This is a genomic window from Mesosutterella multiformis, assembly GCF_003402575.1.
In the GTDB taxonomy this organism is placed as follows: Bacteria; Pseudomonadota; Gammaproteobacteria; order Burkholderiales; family Burkholderiaceae_F; genus Mesosutterella; species Mesosutterella multiformis.
This window is the reverse complement of sequence record NZ_BGZJ01000001.1, coordinates 1,248,625-1,266,434: the sequence shown is the minus strand read 5'-3', so window position 1 is coordinate 1,266,434 and position 17,810 is coordinate 1,248,625. Positions and strand designations below refer to the sequence as shown.

The following is a 17,810-nucleotide window of genomic DNA, read 5'->3' as shown; positions in this document are numbered from 1 at the left end:
AGGTTTAAGGCATGGAAAAACTGACGAAGGGGATTCTCACCGCCATTGCGGCGATTCTTGGCGGTGCCCTTCTGCTCTGGGCAGCGGCTGCAGTGCTGATAGCGCTGGTGGCCGCTACCGTCTGTCTGCTCCTTATTTATCTCCTCATGCCGAAAGAGTGCCGCGCCTTTCTCATCCTGCTGCGTGAGACCATCAATGGCTGGATCAGCCGGTGTGAGGCCTTGACGGAAAGCCTGACCGGCGCGATGTCAGACTTCGGGCAGATGGCTGAGGGACTTGCCGGCCGTCATCGCGAGGATCCCGAGGGAGACACTCCGGAGCCGGCAGAAAACGCACCGGAAACCCCGCATTCCGATTCGAAATCCCCGGATTACCCAAAAAGAGATAAGACCTAAGCTTTTATCCCTATCTTTTCTTTAATCCCGCAAAACACGCCTGATCAGTTCCGAACATCACGGAAAGCGCCCGGTTGAATACATTCCTCGGATAAGCCTGAGGCTAAAAAAACCGGCATAAAACGCCCTGTTGCGTTATCGTTATCCCTCGAACAGCCGTCCACGCAGTGAATGCGCCGGGGCCGGGGACGCCCCCTGGACAGCTGCAAAGTCTGCAGCGGCGCGCCCCCGATCCGCGGCTGCCAAACTCCGGAAAGATCAGAAGGAATACAAATTGGCTCAGCAAACTGATACTTCAGCAGCCCGGGCGAAGAGCCTGGATCTACTGCAGACGCTCCCCGAGCTGCTCACGCATAACCTTCCGGACCGGGGAGACGATGAAGCCTTCCGCGAATACAGCACCCGCGAGAAGCGCTGGATCAGCCTGACATTCAGGGAAATGGATGCCCGGGTGCAGCGCTGGCGCGAGGCCTTCGCGGCACTGAACCTCAGCCGCGGCGACCGATGCGCCATGCTGATGCCAAATTCGATTGACGCGATCTGCTTCGATCAGGGGGTCCTTTCCGACGCTCTCACCCCGGTGCCGCTCCACGCGATCGACACCCCGGGGTCCTCGGCCTATATCCTCTCAGACTCAGGCTCCAAGGTGCTTGTCACGAACAAGTACCTTAAGTGGAAGGGCATCCGCACGTCCGGCGTCGACCTTCCCGACCTGCAGCTCGTTGTGATCACGGATGATGAGGTTCCGGCTGAGGATTCCGACGCTCACCCCAGAGTGATTCCCCTCGAAACCTTCTTAAAAGAAGGTGCCGGAACACCGCTTCCTCCGCCTCCGAAGGGAGGGGATCTCGCGGCCCTCGTCTATACCTCCGGCACCACCGGCCGCCCGAAGGGCGTCATGCTTACGCACCTCAACGTGCTCTGCAACGTGCGCGCTGTGCTGAAGCACCTATGCCCCCGACCTCATGATCGCTGGTTCTCCTTCCTGCCGCTCTCGCACACCTTTGAGCGGACGACGACCTACTACGTCGGCATGGGAATGGGAAACGCGATCGTCTTCTGCCGCTCGATCGCGACACTCGCCCAGGATATGCAGCTCGCGTCTCCGAATGTGATGATGGGGGTGCCTCGGATCTATGAGCAGATCTGCGCGAAGATTCTTCAGACTTTGAAGAAGCAGCCGCCTTTAGCCCAGAGAATCTTCCACTGGGCGGTCGATGTCGGCTACCGGAATTTCTGCCGCGAGAATCACCTGCCGGTTGATGGCGGAGCGATTTCGCTTCTCGATCCGTTTGTGTCAGGGTTCCTCGACCGGAAGGTCGGCTCAGTGGTCCGCCGCGCGTTCGGCGAGCACCCCGACGTGTACTGCTTTGTATCGGGCGGCGCCGCGCTGAATCCCGCGGTCTCGCGGATCCTTCTTGGCCTCGGCATCCGGATTGTTCAGGGGTATGGCATGACTGAACATTCGCCGATTATCGCCGTGAACAAAATGGGGGCGATCAATCCGAACACGGTCGGACCGGCTCTGCCCAATGTTCAGGCGAAACTCGGGGACGGTGACGAACTGCTCGTGCGCGGTCCCTGTGTGATGAAGGGCTACTGGAAGCTGCCTGAGGCAACCGCTAAGGCGATTGATCCTGATGGCTGGCTTCACACCGGAGACGTCGCGGAGATTTATTCAGACGGCCAGATCAGAATCAAAGGCCGGATCAAGGAAATCATCGTGACATCGAGCGGTGAAAAAATCCCGCCGGATGACCTTGAACAGGCAATCGGTATGGATCCGCTCGTGAACCAGGTGATGGTGGTCGGAGAGAACCGCCCGTTCATCACAGCGCTTGTCGTCGTGAATCCGCTCGAGTGGGAAAAACTCTGCGAAAGCCTGTCGCTGGATCCGACTGACGCGGAGAGCTTCAGAAGCCGCGCTGCCCGTCAAGCCGTAACGAAGCGGATCCGTGCCGCAACCCGAAACTTCCCCAATTACGGAGTGCCGCGTGATGTCTACCTCACACGCTCTCCCTGGACCATTGAAAATGGAACAATGACCCCGACGCTTAAGCTGAAGCGGCGGATAATCCTCGCGAACCTTGAGAAGGAAATTGACGAACTCTACGCGAAACGAGGTGAGTGATACAGAATGACTGAAATGAATACCTATCCGGAATTTCCGAAGGGCTGCAGAACGCTCCCTGAGATGCTTGAGCATACGGCCGCCACGTGGCCTGACCGTATCGCCTATCAGTGGTTTGACCGGGCGACTGAAGCCTGGGCCTCCATCACATGGAAGGAATTTCTGTCCGCGGTCCGCCGCTGGCAGAAGGCCCTCAAGGCATCCGGTCTGAAGAAGGGCGATCGCGTCGCGGTGCTTCTCACGAACAGCATCGAATCCCTTCTGATTGACCAGTCTGTGCTCGCCTGCGGCATGACTCCTGTGCCGATGCACGCGATCGATACGCCGTCTGCCTGCGCTTTTGTCCTCTCGGACAGCGGCGCGCGGGCTCTCGTCACGGCGTCTGAAGCCCGCTGGCACTCGATCCGGGATGCTGATCCGACGCTTGATCTCTCAGCACTCGGAACCGTCGTGCTCTGCTCTGACACCCCGACTGAAAAAGAGTTCCACGGAACACCGCGTGTTGAAGCGGTGACGGACTGGCTCGCGGCCGGCGAAGATTATGAAATCGATCCGGCGGATCGTCCGGCTCCGGAAGATCTCGCGGCTCTCGTCTACACGTCCGGCACTACCGGCCGCCCGAAGGGCGTCATGCTGACTCACAGCTCGCTTGTCGCGAACTGCAGCCAGACCTGGCAGTGCCTCCCGCTTACCGAGCAGGACGTATCACTCAGCTACCTGCCGCTCTCCCACGCCTTTGAGCGAACGGTCGCTTATTACCTCGCTGTTGCAGTCGGCTCTCAGCTTGTGATCTCGCGCGGTATTCAGTCACTCACGGAAGACATGCAGCACGCGCAGCCCACCACGATGAACACCGTGCCGCGAGTTCTGGAAAAGATTCATACGAGTTTCGTGAATCAGATCGCTTCCGAAGGCGAAGCCGCCGTTCAGACGCTCGCCTGGGCTCAGGAAGTGGGCTGGCGCCGATTCTGCCGCAAGAACAGCCTTCCTGTGGAGCACAGCCCTCGCGAGGAACTGGATGACGCCGCGTGGCCTGATCTCGACGCGAAGATCGGCACCCGGGTCCGCGCCCTTTTCGGCGGCCGTATCCGTGATCTGATCTCTGGCGGCGCTGCCCTGAATTACTCCATCGCGAAATTCTTCTGCGCGATGGGCATCAATCTCCGCCAGGGCTATGGCCTCACGGAATCGGCCCCGATGATTTCGATGTCCGAAACGGTCGGCAACCATCCGACCACGGTCGGAAAGCCGCTCCCCGGTATTGAAGTGAAGCTCGGCGCGAATGATGAACTCCTCGTGCGCGGGCCGCAGGTCATGAAGGGCTACTGGCACCGTCCGGATGCCACTAAGGAAACCTTCACGGAGGATGGCTTCCTGAAGACCGGTGACCAGGCGGATCTCTCTGACGGCGGGCGTATCCGCATCAAGGGCCGCATCAAGGAAATCATCGTGACGTCCACCGGTGAAAAGATTCCGCCTGTGGATCTTGAGTTCGCCATCCAGTCGGATCCGCTTTTTGAGCAGGTGATGATCATCGGTGAGGACCGGCCGTTCGTCGCGGTGCTCGTCGTCGTTAACCCGACGCGCTGGGAAAATTTCTGCGCGGAACTCTCGCTCGACCCAAAGGATCCTGCCTCCTACGAAAGCCGTCAGGCACAGCGCGCTGTGCTGCAGCGGATCCGGAAGCTTACGCGTCAGTTCCCGCAGTACGGCGTGCCGCGCGCTGTCCGTATCCTGAGCGAACACTGGACGCCTGAAAACGGCATGACGACCAGCACGATGAAGCTGCGCCGCCGCGTGATCACGAAGCACTATCTCGCGCTGATCGAAGAACTCTACGCGAACAGCAAGGCCTGATCGGCATGACCGGGATGAGGCTTTTTGACTCCCACTGCCACATCAACTCAAAAGAGTTTGATGAGGACCGGGAGGAAGTGATCGCCCGGATGAAAGAGTCCGGGCTGACAGGAGCTGTCGTCATCGGCTGCGAGGACCCGGAGCTTAAGCCGCTCCGGGCACTCCTCAGTCAGCACCCGGGCTACCTTTGGGGCGCCTGGGCACTGCACCCTGAGTATCAGGATGTGGATCACGAGCCGACAGTTGAGGAAATCTGCAGCGCGAATGCAGATCCGAACTTTGTAGCGGTCGGAGAGACCGGCCTTGATTATTACTGGCATAAGCCCCCCTGCCCGTGGCAGGTTGAGCGGTTCCTCCGTCATATCGAGGCCGCGAAGCGCCTCGGGAAGCCTCTCATCATTCATGCCCGGGACGCGGAGTCAGAAGCAGTCGACATTCTGAAATCCGAAAATGCCGGAGAAACCGGGTTTGTTCTCCACTGCTTCTCCTCCACCGCGGAGGTCGCCAAAAAGGCGCTTGATGCCGGCGGAATGATCGGCATTAACGGAAATATGACATTTAAACGTTCTGTTGCAATTCAGGACGCCTGCGCCGCGATCCCCATGGATAGGATTCTTGCAGAGACTGACTGCCCCTATCTGGCGCCTGTACCGAAGCGCGGACGCAGGAATGAACCTTCCTTTGTCGCGTATACCGTCGCTAAAATAGCCGCATTGCATCAGATCGCTGCTGAAGAGGCAGCCCGCATGACTGAGGCCAACGCCCGCCGGTTCTTCCGCCTCCCGCCGCCGGTCTCCGGAGAATGAGCCATCCCGGCTCTTTCCCATGCGGAAGCGCTTTTGGAATACACAGGATTGAAAGCATGAAACAGACTTCTCTGAAGATTACGCTCGCATCGGCTTTTGCCGCCGCCATGATGACGCTCGCGCCGGCTGCGGTGCTCAGCTTCCCGGCGGCCGCTTCAGCGGCCCAAATGGGTCCTGAAGAGCTCTACGCCAACTTCACCGGCGCCGTGAAAAATAACCGCGGCGACGTGGTGAAGAAGATGCTCGCCCAGGGCTACAGCCCGAACGTGAAAATGCCGAACGGCGACCCGGCGCTCGTCTACGCCATCCGCGCGGATAACACCGACGTGATCGACCTGCTGCTGAACGCGAAGGGACTCGATGTCGACAAAGCGAATCCCTCGGGTGAATCCGCTCTGATGGTCGCGGCCTATAAGAAGAACGTGCCGCTCGTGAAGGCGCTCCTTGCAAAGGGCGCTATTGTTGACCGCACCTCCGGCTGGTCTCCCCTTCACTACGCCGCGGCCGCAGGCTCTTCTGAACTCGTCGATCTCTTCATCAAGAAGGGCGCGAACGTGAATGTCCGCACGAAGTCCGGTGTCACGCCGCTCTTCATGGCGGCCCGCATCGCGAACCGCCCCTGTATCGAGCGCCTCCTGAAGGCCGGTGCCCGCAAGGATCTCTGCAACGACCACGGCCAGAGCCCGGCCGATATGGTCCGCGCGAATAAGACCACGACGGATACGAAGCTCGCGGATCTTCTTGCCACCAATAAGTGCGCGAAGTAATCAGGAAAGCGGAGTTCTGAATCTCCGCATTCCATGAAAAAAGCTGCAGCTCTGAATGGAGACTGCAGCTTTTTTATCGTTCACCGGTTTCTGTCAGACGGAAAAGAGTCCGAGGGACCGTTTCACATCCTCCACTGCCATCTGCCCCGGAGCAGACGCCGTGCCGGACATCGCAAAGGTAAGCGCTGAACCGAAGATACCGCCTGATACCCGGGAGATGGAACCCAGCGGCCCCATCGCCATCGTGACAAGCGGGCCAAGCCCCGCTTCACGGGCTTCCGCTGTCACGAGCAGAAGTCTTGCCACGTCGGACGCCTTCCGGGGCATCACGGCGAGTTTCAGAATGTCTCCTCCCAGCTTCCGCTCGAGTTCCAGAGTCTCGCGGAGTTTCTCCGAATCCGGAGTTTCAGAGAAATTATGGCTGCTCATGATCACGCCGATTCCAGCCGCGTGCGCGGCTTCAACAAGGGGGGCGAGGAGCTCTTCTCCGCGCGACACCTCCAGATCAATCAGATCCATCCGGGAGTACCGGATCAGACTCCCGAGAAGCCGCAGGTACTCCGCGGCCGTATAGCTTGCTTCACCGCCTTCCTTACCGGTTCTCACTGTGGCAATGAGAATTTTATCGGGAGCCGCGGCGTAAGCCTGATTCACGAGCCCCGTGATTTCAAGAATCTGATCGCTGTTCCGGCCGGAATCGAGGTGATCCAGTCTCAGCTCAATTCCATCAACCGCAGGATCAGCTGCCAGCCGCTTCACCGCTTCAAGGATCGCCTCAGGCGTGCGTCCTGTCGCCGAAACGAGAATGCCGGGCGCGCCCTCCCCGATCCGCTTCCCCTTTCCGGGGATGACATAGGTCCGGGAAATCTTCTTTTCAGTATCTGCTGCTGACATGACTGCGCCGCCTTTTTTCAAAAACTGTCGGAAAGCCGAATGAGTAAAGTTTAGCGGAACGGCGGAGAAAGACAGCCTGAACCCGGTCTTCTCACTCAAAAAAATTCCCGGCACATCACTGCGCCGGGAATCGGTATAAAGAATCAGAAGAAACTTCTGAAATTACTGCGCGAGTTTCTTTGTGATCTTCACGACGAGGTTGGAACTGCCGACCGCGACCGCGGGCGTGTCGCCCTCCAGGTCACCCGGCTGCGGCATCAGGTTTCCGGTTTTCGACACGCGGGCGCCGACCACCACCTGCTTCAGGGATTCCATACCGCCCATGCCGCCCGGAAGCCGCATGTTGGAGTCGAGCGTGAACTTCGCGGGAAGATCCGACACCTTCACCTGCGTCACAGCAACCGGCATGCGGCTGCCTTCGACGGGGCGCGCGAAGATGAAGACTGTTTCGTTCCCGGAGAGACCGGCCTTCAGGTCAGCCGCAAGGCTCACGGTGCCGGAGACCGACACCACGCGCTGGCTTCCGGCAGCTTCTGACACCGGGCTCGGTTCCACACGGGTAACAGAGCTCGGACCCGTCAGAGGCTTCATGCCGGCCTTCGTCCGGGCGTCATTCACCATATTGAGAACACTCTGATAGTCCTCAGACCCCGGCTTCTGATCCGCCAGAACCTTTTCCCAGGTGGCCGCGGCCTCCTTGAACTGGTTCCGGTTGTAGTAGGCAGTGCCTTTCAGCGCGAGCGCCTTCCAGAGTTTCGGGGAAATCTTCAGGGCCTGATCAACCAGCTCCTCAGGCTTTCCGTCAAGCGAGCCGTTCTTCGCCGCAAGGCAGTCAGCCCAGTCAGCAAGAACCTCAGCCTTCGTTTCGCCGTCAACCAGCACGGAAAGCTTCTCATAGGCGGCTGCCGCCTTATCAAAGCGCTTCAGAGCGTCGTTTGTACGGGCGAGCAGCATCCAGCCATTCACGTTCTTCGGATTTTCCTGCAGGCTCTTCTCAAGCTTCTCGAGCTGTTCATCCAGCTGGGCCATCGAGTGACCGCCCGACTCATTCTGGGCCTGCATGCCGGCGATCGCCGGATTCATGGCGTCCCAAGTGCCGAAGCGCCAGTAGATCACCGCAGCCGCGATCGGAATAAAGACCGCGATAAAGGCAAGTGTCGTAAGACGCTCACGCTTATCGGATTTGTCGAGTGACTCCGTGGCGCGGCTTTCATCAAGCACGCGGCGCTCGAGCTCCGCGCGGGTTTCCTCAAACTCATCGTCTGAAATCTTTCCCGCGTCGTGCCCGGCCTTCAGGTCCGCGTAGCTCGCCTTCAGGGCTTCGACGTTGGTCTGCACGAGTTCGCTTTCAGCCCGGCCCGAAACCCGCTTGGAACGCAGGCCGAACCCGAGGATTGCAACCGCGACCGCGCAGAAAATCACGGCGATCAGAACAAAAAATGCCATCATCATTTGCGGCTCTCCTTCGGGGAATCTTCATCATCCGGATGGATGCCGAGCAGACGCTCCGCCTCCTCGCGCTCTGCCTGCGTGAGCGGTCTTCCCTCTCCCTCAGGCTGCTTTCTGCGGCGGCGCACAGTCACGAAGTACCAGGCAAGCACGATCACGAGAAGTGCGATCGGGCCGACCCAGAGAATGACAGTCGATGCCTTGAAAGGCGGTTTATAAAGAACGAAGTCGCCGTAGCGGTCCGTCATGTAGCTGATGATTTCATCATCAGTCCGGCCTTCGGCAATCTGCTCCCGCACCTGGCGGCGCAGATCAATCGCGAGATCCGCGTTTGATTCCGCAATGGTCTGGTTCTGGCAGACGAGGCAGCGGAGCTTTTCTGCGATGGCGAGAAGACGCTTGTTTTTTACCGGATCGAATTCGTCGGAGGCCGCCTCATGGGCTTCCATACGGGGAGCGGCTGCCGATGCGGCCGGGGCCGAGGCGGGAGCGGAAGCCACCGCGGCAGCGGCCGCGGAAGGCTGAACCGCCCCTGCAGACGCCTCAGGCGCTGCCAGGGCTGACGCTGAGATCACGGCCGTTCCACAAGCAAACAGTACGGTCAAAAATCGATTCATTACTCAGCCTCCAGTTTCGCGAGGAGCGGCTTCACGTCGTTCGTCCATTCCTTCTGCATCATCGGCCCGATCACCTTGTGACGGATGATGCCCTTCTTATCAATGATGAAGGTCTCAGGGACACCGTAGACACCGAAATTGATGCCAGTCTGACCTTCCGGATCCCGAAGCACCAGGGTGTAGGGGTTGCCGTACTGCGTCAGGAACGCGAGTCCGGGAGCCACCTTATCCTTGTACTGGAGGCCCACCACCGTATTCTTCAGTTCACCGCTGCGGACAAGCTGCATGATGTACGGATGCTCTTCCCGGCAGCTTTCGCACCAGGAAGCCCAGACATTCAGGAGCCAGACCTTCCCCTTCAGCTCATCACTCGACACCGTGCGGTCAAGATGATTCAGATCCTGCAGCTGGAACGCCGGCGCAGGTTTCCCGATGAGGGGCGAAGGCACCTCATGCGGATCCAGATAAAGCCCCTTCACGAGGAACCCCGCCAGCACGATAAAGAGCGCAAGCGGCAGAAGATACTTCAGCTTTTTCATAATCAGTTCGCTCCCGCAGCACCGACCTCAGGCTTCGAGGCCTTCTTCCGGTAGCGGCGGTCCGTAATCGCGAGGAGACCGCCGACCGCCATGAGCAGCGTGCCGCCCCAGATAAAGAGCACAAAGGGCTTCGAATACGCGCGGACAACCCAGCCGCCGTCAGCCGTCGGATTGCCGAGAGAGACATAAACATCGCCCGTCACGCGGTGCAGGATCGAAGCTTCCGTCATCGGCATGCCGCGGCTCGAGAAGTAGTCACGCTTCTCGGGGTAGAGATGGCCGATTTCGCGTCCGCCTTCAATCAGCGTGACGTCACCCTTTTTCGAGAGATAGTTCGGTCCGCGCGATTCCGTAACGCCATTGAACTTGAAGGTGGTCGAGCGGACCGTCACCACGTCGCCCGGCACCATGCGGACGTCACGCTCAGCCTCGTAGCCCATCACCATCGCGATGCCGAACACCGTGACGCCGATGCCGAGGTGGGCGAGCTGCATGCCCCACCAGCTGCGGCCGTGACGGAGGAAGCCTGAGGAAACCGTCTTCGCGTTGCGTGAACCCACGCGGATCTCGTGGATGATCGAGCAGAACACCCAGAAGGCGAGGAAGAAACCAACGGCCGGCCAGATCTTGAATTCACCCATCGCGAAGGGAATTGCGACAGCGGCGATGAGAGACACGATGAAGGACGGAACCATCTGGCGCACGAGGCTTCCAAGCTCCGCTTCCTTCCATCGCACAAGCGGTCCAATCGCCATGAGGAAGATCACGGGGAGCATGAGCGGCGCGAAAACCGCGTCGAAATACGGCGCGCCGACCGAGATCTTGCCGAGACCGAGAGCATCAAGGATCAGCGGGTAAAGGGTACCGAGCAGCACCGCGCTCATCGCCACCACGAGGAAGATGTTGTTCACGAGCAGCATCGATTCGCGGGAAACGATCGCGAAGTTTCCGCCGGAAGCCACTTCAGGTGCCTTCCAGGCAAAGAGCGCGAACGAGAGACCGATCACGATGCAGAGGAAGATCAGGATGAAGAGACCGCGGGACGGATCAGCCGCGAAGGCGTGCACCGAAGTGAGAACACCCGAGCGGACGAGGAACGTGCCGAGCAGCGAAAGCGAGAAGGTGAGGATCGCGAGGAACACGGTCCAGATCTTGAAGCAGCCACGCTTCTCAGTCACCGCGAGCGAGTGGAAGAGCGCCGTACCGGTCAGCCACGGAAGGAACGAGGAATTTTCCACCGGGTCCCAGGCCCACCAGCCGCCCCAGCCGAGTTCGTAGTACGACCAGAAAGAGCCAAGCGCAATGCCGAGCGTGAGAAGAACCCAGGCCGCCGTGGTCCACGGACGCATCCAGCGGGACCACGCGATATCGAGACGGCCGCCGAGGAGCGCCGCGATCGCGAACGCAAACGGCACCGAGAAGCCCACATAGCCTAGGTAGAGAAGCGGCGGATGGAACACCATGCCCGGATCCTGCAGAAGCGGGTTCAGGTCGGCGCCTTCCGGAGCCGGCGGGAAGAGGCGGGCAAACGGATCCGACGTCATCAGGATGAAGAGGAGGAAGCCGACTGAGACGAGACCGAGGACTGAAATCACTCGGGCCTGGGTAATCTCAGGAATCGAGCGGGCCGAGAAGGCGACCGCGCAGGTCCACCAGCTGAGGCACACCACCCAGAAGAGGATGGAGCCTTCATGCGATCCCCACGTCGCGGCGAGCTTGTAGTACCACGGGAGCAGCGAATTGGAGTTATTCGCCACATTCAGCACCGTAAAATCACTCGTGAGGAAGCACCACGCGAGGATTCCGAACGCGATGGTGAGGAAGAGCGCGTTCGCTACGGCAGCGGGGCGCGCAAGGTCGACCCAGCTCCTGATTTTCAAAAATGTGCCCGCAAGCGGCAGCACGCCCTGCACGAGGCAGATGACGAGCGACAGCATGAGAGCGAAGTGTCCGAGTTCTGGTATCACGAGACTTTCTCCGTTTCCTTATTGCCTGTATTGCTGAATTGAATCTTTGCCGGTCCCGCGCCGTCAGATCGACGCACCCTGCTTGGTGGCTTTAGCCTTCTTCGCGTCTTCCATCGCCTTGGCGGCTTCAGGCGGCATGTACTTTTCGTCATGCTTCGCGAGCACTTCGGTTGCAACAAACGTGCCCGAAGCGTTCAGCTTGCCCTGTGCCACAACACCGGTGTTCTCGGCGAACAGGTCAGGAAGCGCGCCCTTATAGATGCACTGCACGTCCTTGTTGTCATCTGTCACCGTGAAGCTCGTTGTGACGCCGTCACCCGACGTTGCCACTGTGCCCTTCTTCACCATGCCGCCCACACGGAACGTATGGTCATGCGGCGCTTCGCCCGCAGCTACCTGAGTGGGTGAATAGAAGAACACCACGTTCTCGGACATAGCCGAGTAGATGAGCGCGCCCGCGCCCACAATGACCGCAAAAGCGATGCCTCCAAGAATCAGAACCTTTTTTCTGGATACGTTTCTGGCCATGTTTCTACTCCTCGTCCGATACCTGCTCGGATTGCTTTTCGGCGCGTTCAATGCGCCGGATGGCGTCAAGCGCCGCCTTGCGGCGGACTGACTGGAAAATGTTTTCAAAAATCACAGCAGCGAGTGCCATACCCCAGGCCATCCAGACCCAGAAGCCGTGCCCGCCCATGGCGAAGAATGCCGATGCGCTTTCCCAATGCATAATCAAGCCTCCTTGGCAGCAGCTGCGCGAGCCCAGGGTTCGCGGCGATAGCGTTCAAGGACCACCGTCCTCGCGCGACGCACGATCGCCCCTGTGCAGTAGATCCACATCGCGGCCACCATGGTGAGCACGGTGTAGAACATCGTGGTTTCCATCGAGGTGCCGTGCGTCGTAATGGACGCGCCCTGATGCAGGGTGTTCCACCAGCGGACGGAAAAATAAATGATCGGAACGTTGAGCGCGCCGACAATCGCGATCACGGCGGCTGCCCGGTCTGCCTTTCTCCAGTCATCAAACGCCGTATGAAGCGCGATGTAGCCGAGATAAAGGAAGAAGAGAATCAGCATGCTGGTGAGGCGCGCGTCCCACACCCAATAGGTGCCCCAGGTGGGGCGGCCCCACATGGATCCCGTGAAGAGCGCGATAAAGCCCATGATCGCGCCTGTCGGCGCCATAGCGACCGCGAACACCGGAGCCATCTTCGACTTCGTGATAAGCGCCCAGATCGTATAGAAGGCCATCATGAGATACGTGAAGAGGCTCATCCAGGCGCACGGAATGTGAATGAAGATGATGCGGTAGGAATTGCCCTGCCGGTAATCAATCGGCGTTACAAAGAAGCCCATGTAGATGCCGATCACGGCAAGGACAAAGGCCACGATGTAGCAGCCGATCACGATCGGCCGCGAGGTTTCATAAAACCGCTGTGGATCCGAAAAATTTGGAAAACTCATAGCTGCTGTTCCAGACTGAAGTCTCTCTATATATAGACAGATGCTTTTTTTATTTTTCCCAGGACAAGAAGGCGAAAAGCCGCCGCGTCATCCCGGGCTGTTATTCGAGCGCGATTCTCAAAGCCGCCGCGCTGGCCCAGGGAGCAATCGCGAGAGCAAAAAGCGAAAGCGCTCCGGTAATCAGTAGATAGGCTGCGGGGGAAACCGCAACCGCTACAGCTCCCGCTGCGCCAGCGCCGAAGATGAGCACCGGGATATAAAGCGGAAGAACAAGAAGTGACGTAAGCACGCCGCCCGACCGGAGCCCAAGCGTGAGCGCCGCGCCGACGCTTCCCAGAAGCGAAAGCACCGGAGTGCCGATGAGAAGCGAGAAAACCAGGACCGCGGCCACTTCCGCTTTCAGGTCAAACATCACGGCGGCAAGCGACGCGAAAACGGTGATCGGCACGCCGGTCGTGAGCCAGTGCGCGAAAGCCTTCGCAAGAACAATCACGGGGAGCGGGTCAGGAGAGAGGACCATCTGCTCAAGCGTGCCGTCAGCAAAGTCGTGCGCGAAGAGACGCGGCAGCGAGAGGAGCGCCGCAAGCAGCGCAGCCACCCAGACAATCCCCGGGGCCATGCTGCGAAGGAGTTCCGTCTCAGCACCGACACCCAGCGGTACGAGCGTAATCACCACCAGAAAGAAGAACACTGTCTGCAGGACGTCAGACTTCTGCCGGTAGGCAAGCAGCAGATCCCGGCGGACCATCACGCGGAAAAGCTTAAGCATGGGTCACCTCCGGATTCGTGCGGGCCCTGCGGCGGGCCGGAGAAAAGTCAGAGACATCAAGCTCGCGGTACCCCGGAGTGCTGAGTCCCGATTCCTGATGCGTTGTCATCAGGGTGATGCCGCCTGAAGCCGCATGCCGCTCAATCAGGCGGCAGAGCGAGGCAACGCCCTTCACATCAAGTGCCGTGAACGGTTCATCAAGAATCCAGAGCGGAATGTCTTCCGAGAGATAAAGGCGGGAGAGTGACGCGCGCCGGTGCTGGCCCTGGGAAAGGAACCGAACGGGTTCTTCCTCAAATCCCCGGAGACCAACCTGCTTCAAGGCATCAAGGCACGCCTCACGGGAAGCCTCACGGCCGAAAAGCGTCGCGTTGGTGCGGAGATTCTCGAGACACGTGAGCTCTTCCTTGACTCCGTTCAGGTGCCCTATATAGAGGAGATCCGCCCGGAAGTCACCTCCTAACTCCTTCGTATCCCGTCCGCCCCAGAAAATCTTTCCCTCTGTCGGTGTAAGAAGCCCGGCCACAATCCGCATCAGTGTGGTTTTTCCTGCACCGTTCGGACCGGCAAGACGCAGTACGGCACCGGGCTCTGCCTCAAAGCAGAGTCCTTCATAGAGGCACCGTTCGCCTCTCACGCAGGTGATTCCCTCGGCCCTCAGCGAAGCTGCCGGGGCCTTCTGATGGTCAGAATCCTGATTCATGGCTGGAAGGCAGAAATGATTTAGTCAGTAAATAAATAGAGCATGGCGTCAGCCGGCGGTTACCGGCTATAAGAGAGGGGGGCTTTTTTCGGGCGCAATTCTCCCCTCCTCAAAAAACGCTATCGGGAGTCTAGGAATCTGCGCTTAAGCCTTGCTTAAGGATTCGTTCCTTTCCCCAACCTTCGCATTGGGTCTTTAGGTCTGCTCTTTTTCTGGTAGGTACATACCCTTACTACCGACTAATCCCTTATTTTTCGTTATCCGCAAAATAATTCGACTTGTAACTGACTATGACTGATGCAGATCAAGTAATTACCTATATGGGGATATATTTTCTTAAACTACAAGATACTGTAAAAATTTACATAAGGGTTTAACCTTAAACCAAATGCGTTTTTAAAAAAGTATTCCCAATTCGGCCTGCACTTCTTAAATTTACGGTGAAGCAAAAAAACTGAGGCAGGATTTTTTCCGTTAGTCACAGTTTTACCAATAACAAACGTCAAATAAAGTGGCTAAACGGCTTCCATCGCTTCATCAGGAAACCGCAAAGCTTCTATAGGAGATAGCTATGGCTGAAACACAATACGAGGCCCTTCGCCGTCAGGGTGTAAGCCGCAGGAGCTTCCTGCAGTTCTGCTCCCTCACCGCTGCCAGCCTCGGCCTCGGCAGCGCCGGCGCCAAGGATATCGCTACCGCGATGCAGACCAAACCCCGCGTTCCGGTGGTCTGGCTTCACGGTCTTGAGTGCACCTGCTGCACCGAATCCTTCATCCGTTCTTATCACCCGATCGCCAAGGACATCGTCCTCTCCATGGTTTCGCTCGACTACGACGACACCATCATGGCAGCTGCCGGTGAACAGGCTGAAGCGGCTCTCGAAGACACCATTACGAAGTACAAGGGTCAGTACATCCTCGCGGTCGAAGGCAATGTGCCTCTCGCCGGCGACGGCACGTTCTGCATCCCTGGCGGTGAAATCTTCAAGAACAAGATCCAGCACGTTGCTGCTGGCGCCAAGGCTGTGATCAGCTGGGGCTCCTGCGCCTCCTGGGGCTGCGTCCAGGCTGCCAAGCCGAATCCGACCCACGCTGTGCCGATCAACGAAGTGATCAAGGACAAGCCGATCGTTATGGTCCCGGGCTGCCCCCCGATCGCCGAAGTGATGACTGGCGTTCTCACCTACATCCTCACCTATGACCGTCTGCCCCCGCTCGACCGTCAGGGCCGTCCGAAGATGTTCTATGGCCAGCGTATTCACGACAAGTGCTATCGCCGCGGTCACTTCGACGCCGGTCAGTTCGTTGAGCACTTCGATGACGAAGGCGCGAAGCTCGGCTACTGCCTGTACAAGGTTGGCTGCAAGGGCCCGGTCACGTACTCCCCCTGCTCCACCATCCGCTGGAATGAAGGCCTGTCCTGGCCGGTTCAGTCTGGCCACGGCTGCCTTGGCTGCGCCGAAGCCGACTACTTCGACAAGGGCTCCTTCTATGATCACGAAACCACCGTTCTGCCTCCGGGCTGGGGTGGTGTTGAAGCGACCGTTGACAAGGTCGGCCTTGGTGTGATGGCCGTTGTCGGCGTCGCCGCTGCCGCCCATATCGCGGCCAGCGCAGTTGTCCAGGCACGCTCGAAGACCAATAACAAGCATATCGGAGAGGATCGTCATGAGTGAAACCCGTATCGTCGTTGACCCGCTGACCAGAATTGAGGGTCATATGCGCATGCAGGCCGTTCTGGGCGGCGACGGCAAGATTGCCGACGCTTGGTCCACCGGCACGATGTGGCGCGGCATTGAAGTGATTCTGAAGGGCCGCGATCCCCGCGACGCCTGGGCCTTCACGGAACGTATCTGCGGCGTCTGCACCGGCATTCACGCTCTGGCTGCTGTCCGCGCTGTGGAAGGTGCTATCGGCATCAAGATCCCGACCAACGCCAACATCATCCGTAACCTGATGAACGCTGTGCTGTTCGTTCAGGACCACGTGACCCACTTCTATCAGCTCCACGCTCTGGACTGGGTTGACGTTATCAGCGCTCTGAACGCTGATCCGCGCGAAGCCGCTGCTATCGAGTCGAAGATCTCCCCGACGCACGAACTGAACGGCGCCGGCTACTTCGCCGACATTCAGCGCCAGCTGAAGGCCTCCGTTGCCGGCGGCCAGCTGTCCATCTTCAAGAACGGCTACTGGGGTCACCCCGCCATGAAGCTGCCGCCCGCGGTTAACCTGCTCGCGACGGCTCACTACCTGGAAGCTCTCGACTTCCAGCGCGAAATCGTTAAGATCCACACGATTCTCGGCGGCAAGAACCCGCACCCGAACTACCTGGTCGGCGGCGTTCCCTGCCCGATCAACATGAACAGCACCGGCGCTGCCGGCGACATGATCAACGAAGTGACGATGAACTACATGCGCGATATCGCCAAGTACACCGTCGACTTCGTGAAGAATGTCTACATGCCTGACATCAAGGCCATCGCTTCCTTCTACCCCGAGTGGTTCAAGTACGGCGGCGGCATCAGCTCCAAGAACCTGCTCTCCTTCGGCGAATTCCCTGTCCGTCCGAACGACTGGAGCAACGACAACCTCGTGATGCCGGGCGGCGCCATCGTCGACGGCAACCTGAAGGAAGTCCATCCGGTCAACCCGAACGATCCGAAGGAAATTCAGGAATTCGTTGACCACTCCTGGTTCACCTATAGCAACGAAGGCAAGGATACGAAGGATCTGGGCCTCTATCCGTTTGACGGTGAGACTGTTCCGCACTTCGAACTCCCGAAGGGCTCTGTCGGCACGAAGACCAAGTTCAGCTGGCTCGGCGGTGACGGCAAGTACTCCTGGATCAAGACCCCGAAGTGGAAGGGTCACACGATGGAAGTCGGTCCGCTCGCCCGTGTCGTGGTCGGTTACGCCCTCGGCAAGGAAGTCTACAAGGAGCCGGTTGACGCTCTGCTGAAGGAAATGAACCTTCCGCTCGAAGCTGTGTTCTCCACCCTCGGCCGTACAGCTGCCCGCGCTATCGACGCGGTCGTGGCTGCTGACCTGATGGTGAAGTATGTTGACGACCTCACCGCCAACATCAAGGGCGGCGACGAAGTGGCTGCCAACATGGAGAAGTGGGATCCGTCGACCTGGCCGAAGGAATGCAAGGGCGTCGGTCTCTGCGAAGCTCCGCGTGGCGCTCTGAGCCACTGGTGCGTCATTAAGGACGGCAAGATCGCCAACTGGCAGGCTGTGGTTCCGACCACCTGGAACGCCTGCCCGCGTGACGCCAATGGTCAGCACGGCGCGTTCGAAGCCTCTCTGCTCGGCACTCCGATCATCGATCCGAAGAAGCCGCTCGAGATCCTTCGTACGATCCACTCCTTCGACCCGTGCCTCGCCTGCTCTTCTCACCTTTTCGACCCTGAGGGCAAAGAAATTACGAAGGTCGTATCCGAGTAAGGAGGA

The 17,810-nt window shown here is 59.0% G+C and carries 17 protein-coding genes; 7 read left to right on the top strand and 10 right to left on the bottom strand.

Translation table 11 applies throughout. The features are described 5' to 3' along the window. Positions 1–11: 11 nt before the first annotated feature. The 5 genes from M4NBBH2_RS05915 to M4NBBH2_RS05895 all read left to right on the top strand — a co-directional run bounded on the left by M4NBBH2_RS05915 (position 12) and on the right by M4NBBH2_RS05895 (position 5,956). A complete protein-coding gene (locus tag M4NBBH2_RS05915) occupies positions 12–395 on the top strand; it encodes a hypothetical protein (protein ID WP_116270095.1) in 384 nt (127 codons plus the stop codon). A 274-nt stretch (positions 396–669) separates the two neighbouring features. Continuing rightward, the gene (locus M4NBBH2_RS05910; RefSeq protein WP_116270094.1) at positions 670–2,526 is read left to right on the top strand and encodes an AMP-dependent synthetase/ligase; all 1,857 of its coding nucleotides are present in this window, start codon (positions 670–672) and stop codon (positions 2,524–2,526) included. 15 nt (positions 2,527–2,541) lie between these two features. After that, on the top strand, positions 2,542–4,383 hold the full coding sequence (locus M4NBBH2_RS05905) for an AMP-dependent synthetase/ligase (RefSeq protein ID WP_116270093.1): 1,842 nt from the start codon (positions 2,542–2,544) through the stop codon (positions 4,381–4,383). A 14-nt stretch (positions 4,384–4,397) separates the two neighbouring features. Further along, a complete protein-coding gene (locus M4NBBH2_RS05900; protein WP_116270604.1) occupies positions 4,398–5,189 on the top strand; it encodes a TatD family hydrolase in 792 nt (263 codons plus the stop codon). Between the two features lie 56 nt (positions 5,190–5,245). Next, positions 5,246–5,956 carry an ankyrin repeat domain-containing protein gene (locus M4NBBH2_RS05895; protein ID WP_160117767.1) on the top strand — a complete coding sequence of 237 codons (711 nt, stop codon included), beginning with the start codon at positions 5,246–5,248 and terminating at the stop codon, positions 5,954–5,956. Positions 5,957–6,049: 93 nt separating this feature from the next. Here the strand turns inward: M4NBBH2_RS05895 and aroD are convergent, their stop codons facing one another. The 10 genes from aroD to ccmA form a co-directional block, all read right to left on the bottom strand. After that, positions 6,050–6,850 (bottom strand): type I 3-dehydroquinate dehydratase, encoded by an 801-nt coding sequence (gene aroD, locus M4NBBH2_RS05890; protein WP_116270091.1) that lies wholly within the window; start codon positions 6,848–6,850, stop codon positions 6,050–6,052. 162 nt (positions 6,851–7,012) lie between these two features. After that, complete coding sequence (ccmI, locus tag M4NBBH2_RS05885) at positions 7,013–8,302, bottom strand: c-type cytochrome biogenesis protein CcmI (protein ID WP_116270090.1); 1,290 nt, start codon at positions 8,300–8,302, stop codon at positions 7,013–7,015. Beyond that, positions 8,299–8,874 (bottom strand): cytochrome c-type biogenesis protein, encoded by a 576-nt coding sequence (locus M4NBBH2_RS05880; protein WP_238691379.1) that lies wholly within the window; start codon positions 8,872–8,874, stop codon positions 8,299–8,301. The genes ccmI and M4NBBH2_RS05880 overlap by 4 nt, the downstream gene beginning before the upstream one ends. Before the next feature lie 41 nt (positions 8,875–8,915). Continuing rightward, a complete protein-coding gene (locus M4NBBH2_RS05875) occupies positions 8,916–9,455 on the bottom strand; it encodes a DsbE family thiol:disulfide interchange protein (RefSeq protein WP_116270088.1) in 540 nt (179 codons plus the stop codon). A 2-nt stretch (positions 9,456–9,457) separates the two neighbouring features. Further along, positions 9,458–11,422 (bottom strand): heme lyase CcmF/NrfE family subunit, encoded by a 1,965-nt coding sequence (locus tag M4NBBH2_RS05870; RefSeq protein ID WP_116270087.1) that lies wholly within the window; start codon positions 11,420–11,422, stop codon positions 9,458–9,460. 63 nt (positions 11,423–11,485) lie between these two features. Beyond that, entirely contained in the window at positions 11,486–11,950 is a 465-nt protein-coding gene (ccmE, locus tag M4NBBH2_RS05865; protein WP_116270086.1) for a cytochrome c maturation protein CcmE, read from the bottom strand. Positions 11,951–11,954: 4 nt separating this feature from the next. Beyond that, entirely contained in the window at positions 11,955–12,152 is a 198-nt protein-coding gene (gene ccmD / locus M4NBBH2_RS05860) for a heme exporter protein CcmD (RefSeq protein ID WP_022443390.1), read from the bottom strand. Between the two features lie 2 nt (positions 12,153–12,154). Further along, positions 12,155–12,886, bottom strand: coding sequence for a heme ABC transporter permease CcmC (gene ccmC / locus M4NBBH2_RS05855; protein ID WP_116270085.1), 732 nt, complete (start codon positions 12,884–12,886; stop codon positions 12,155–12,157). Positions 12,887–12,986: 100 nt separating this feature from the next. Beyond that, on the bottom strand, positions 12,987–13,655 hold the full coding sequence (gene ccmB / locus M4NBBH2_RS05850; protein WP_116270084.1) for a heme exporter protein CcmB: 669 nt from the start codon (positions 13,653–13,655) through the stop codon (positions 12,987–12,989). Then, complete coding sequence (ccmA, locus tag M4NBBH2_RS05845; RefSeq protein WP_116270083.1) at positions 13,648–14,358, bottom strand: cytochrome c biogenesis heme-transporting ATPase CcmA; 711 nt, start codon at positions 14,356–14,358, stop codon at positions 13,648–13,650. Before ccmA ends, ccmB begins: the two co-directional genes overlap by 8 nt. Before the next feature lie 571 nt (positions 14,359–14,929). Between ccmA and M4NBBH2_RS05840 the strand changes: the two genes are divergently transcribed. Both M4NBBH2_RS05840 and M4NBBH2_RS05835 read left to right on the top strand, forming a co-directional pair. Next, entirely contained in the window at positions 14,930–16,033 is a 1,104-nt protein-coding gene (locus M4NBBH2_RS05840; protein WP_116270082.1) for a hydrogenase small subunit, read from the top strand. After that, positions 16,026–17,804: a nickel-dependent hydrogenase large subunit gene (locus tag M4NBBH2_RS05835; RefSeq protein ID WP_116270081.1), complete on the top strand. Its 1,779-nt coding sequence runs from the start codon at positions 16,026–16,028 to the stop codon at positions 17,802–17,804. The genes M4NBBH2_RS05840 and M4NBBH2_RS05835 overlap by 8 nt, the downstream gene beginning before the upstream one ends. The last annotated feature ends 6 nt before the right edge of the window (positions 17,805–17,810 follow it).

Coding starts and splice junctions, on each gene's coding strand:
- M4NBBH2_RS05915 (WP_116270095.1), top strand. CDS start 12: ATGGAAAAACTGACGAAGGGGATTCTCACCGCCATTGCGGCGATTCTT.
- ccmB (WP_116270084.1), bottom strand. CDS start 13,655: ATGCTTAAGCTTTTCCGCGTGATGGTCCGCCGGGATCTGCTGCTTGCC.
- ccmA (WP_116270083.1), bottom strand. CDS start 14,358: ATGAATCAGGATTCTGACCATCAGAAGGCCCCGGCAGCTTCGCTGAGG.
- M4NBBH2_RS05835 (WP_116270081.1), top strand. CDS start 16,026: ATGAGTGAAACCCGTATCGTCGTTGACCCGCTGACCAGAATTGAGGGT.
- M4NBBH2_RS05900 (WP_116270604.1), top strand. CDS start 4,398: ATGAGGCTTTTTGACTCCCACTGCCACATCAACTCAAAAGAGTTTGAT.
- ccmD (WP_022443390.1), bottom strand. CDS start 12,152: ATGCATTGGGAAAGCGCATCGGCATTCTTCGCCATGGGCGGGCACGGC.
- M4NBBH2_RS05895 (WP_160117767.1), top strand. CDS start 5,246: ATGAAACAGACTTCTCTGAAGATTACGCTCGCATCGGCTTTTGCCGCC.
- M4NBBH2_RS05840 (WP_116270082.1), top strand. CDS start 14,930: ATGGCTGAAACACAATACGAGGCCCTTCGCCGTCAGGGTGTAAGCCGC.
- M4NBBH2_RS05905 (WP_116270093.1), top strand. CDS start 2,542: ATGAATACCTATCCGGAATTTCCGAAGGGCTGCAGAACGCTCCCTGAG.
- ccmI (WP_116270090.1), bottom strand. CDS start 8,302: ATGATGATGGCATTTTTTGTTCTGATCGCCGTGATTTTCTGCGCGGTC.
- ccmE (WP_116270086.1), bottom strand. CDS start 11,950: ATGGCCAGAAACGTATCCAGAAAAAAGGTTCTGATTCTTGGAGGCATC.
- aroD (WP_116270091.1), bottom strand. CDS start 6,850: ATGTCAGCAGCAGATACTGAAAAGAAGATTTCCCGGACCTATGTCATC.
- M4NBBH2_RS05875 (WP_116270088.1), bottom strand. CDS start 9,455: ATGAAAAAGCTGAAGTATCTTCTGCCGCTTGCGCTCTTTATCGTGCTG.
- ccmC (WP_116270085.1), bottom strand. CDS start 12,886: ATGAGTTTTCCAAATTTTTCGGATCCACAGCGGTTTTATGAAACCTCG.